Raw genomic sequence first — 1776 nt, forward strand, 5'->3', positions numbered from 1 at the left:
TGATACTGTTGCTAAATTACCAAGGGTGCAAATCAGGCGGAAATTTGCTACGATAGAGATCACAAGAGAATGAGTCCAGTCTAAAGAAAGGAGAGCCTCCATGTCGATGTCCCCTCACGCCATCATCTCTATCCCTGAAGAAACAGTTCGCATAGCTCGTGCAGCTTTTCCTCGTGGCAACATCTATCTGAGCATGCGGGATCAATTAGGCACAGTGTACGAAGATGAGAACTTTACCGCCCTCTTTCCCAAACGAGGACGACCTGCGGAAGCGCCCTGGCAACTCGCGCTGGTCTCTCTCTTCCAATTTGTGGAAGGGCTCTCTGATCGGCAAGCGGCAGAGGCTGTTCGTAGCAGAATTGACTGGAAATACGCGCTGTCCCTGGATTTAGCCGATCCAGGCTTCGACTTCTCAATCCTCTCGAAATTTCGGGCACGTCTACTTGTAGGATCGGCTGAAGCGACCCTCCTAGAAACCATGCTGGAGCGGTTCAAAGAACATGGTCTACTGAAAGCACGAGGCAAACAACGAACCGACTCGACCCATGTGCTCGCAGCTATCCGTACCCTCAATCGGCTCGAATGTGTTGGGGAGACGTTGCGCGCAGCGCTCAATGCTCTTGCCAGCATCGCGCCTGAGTGGCTGCATGAGCACGTAGTGCCAGAGTGGTTTGATCGCTACAGCACCCGGATTGAAGATTCTCGTTTACCTAAAGGGCAAGAGGCTCGAAAGGAATATGCTGAACTGCTCGGAGCCGATGGCTCTCGGCTGCTCTCAGCCATCTACGATTCATCCGCGCTGCTTCATCTGCAGGAGCTTCCGGCGGTCCAGGCGCTACGACAGACGTGGGTGTTTCAATACTATGCAGAGGAAGGGCATCTACGTTGGCGCAAAGCCGAAGATTTACCTCCCGCTGGGCTGCGTTTTGATTCGCCCTATGATCCAGATGCGCGTTTCGGCAATAAGCGCTCAATCACCTGGACGGGATACAAGGTTCATCTCACCGAAACCTGTGAGGATGATGAGATACACTTGATCACCCATGTGGAAACGACCGCAGCCGGGATCACCGATAGTGAGCTTTCGGCCCCCATTCACAATGCGTTAGTGAAGAAAGACCTCCTTCCACGTGAGCATTTCTTGGATGCTGGCTATGTCGATGCCGACTTGCTGGTGAAGAGTCAGCGCGACCTGGGCATTGAGGTCGTTGGCCCTATGAGACCCGACTCTAGTTGGCAGGCCAAGACTGACCAGGGCTATGATCTCACGCATTTCACCGTTGACTGGCAGACCCACCAGGTGGTCTGCCCTCAAGAGAAACAGAATACGTGCTGGACCCCGCACCTGGATGCCTGGGGCACACCGGTCATCAGCGTCAAGTTTTCTCGAACCGATTGCCGTCTCTGCCCGGTTCGTTCCCTGTGTACCAAGTCGGCAGAGGCACCCAGACACATCACATTGCGAATCCAGACTGATCACGAGATGTTGCAGCAAATTCGGGGTCTACAAACAACTCCTGAATGGAAGGCCCGTTATGAGCGCCGGGCTGGCATCGAGGGAACCATTTCGCAAGGGACACGTGGCTTCGGATTACGCCGATCTCGTTACATCGGCGAGGCGAAAACACACCTACAACATCTTTTGACGGCTGGAGCTATCAACCTGGTGCGTTTCGCGTCTTGGATGGCGGGTGTCCCTCATGCCAAGACGCGCACCTCACGGTTTGCTGCCATGAAAACTCCGGAGGTGAGCTTGGCAATTTAGCAACAGTATCC

At 54.1% G+C, this 1776-nt stretch carries 1 protein-coding gene; it reads left to right on the top strand.

All coding sequences use genetic code 11. The annotated features are described in order from the left end of the window. The first annotated feature begins 100 nt into the window (after positions 1-100). Positions 101-1765, top strand: a complete 1665-nt coding sequence (locus F1593_RS27905) for an IS1182 family transposase (RefSeq protein WP_149404821.1) — start codon at positions 101-103, stop codon at positions 1763-1765. Positions 1766-1776 lie beyond the last annotated feature (11 nt).

Origin of the sequence: Dictyobacter arantiisoli, from assembly GCF_008326305.1 — a bacterium.
GTDB classification, from domain to species: Bacteria; Chloroflexota; Ktedonobacteria; order Ktedonobacterales; family Ktedonobacteraceae; genus Dictyobacter; species Dictyobacter arantiisoli.

Coding starts and splice junctions, on each gene's coding strand:
- F1593_RS27905 (WP_149404821.1), top strand. CDS start 101: ATGTCGATGTCCCCTCACGCCATCATCTCTATCCCTGAAGAAACAGTT.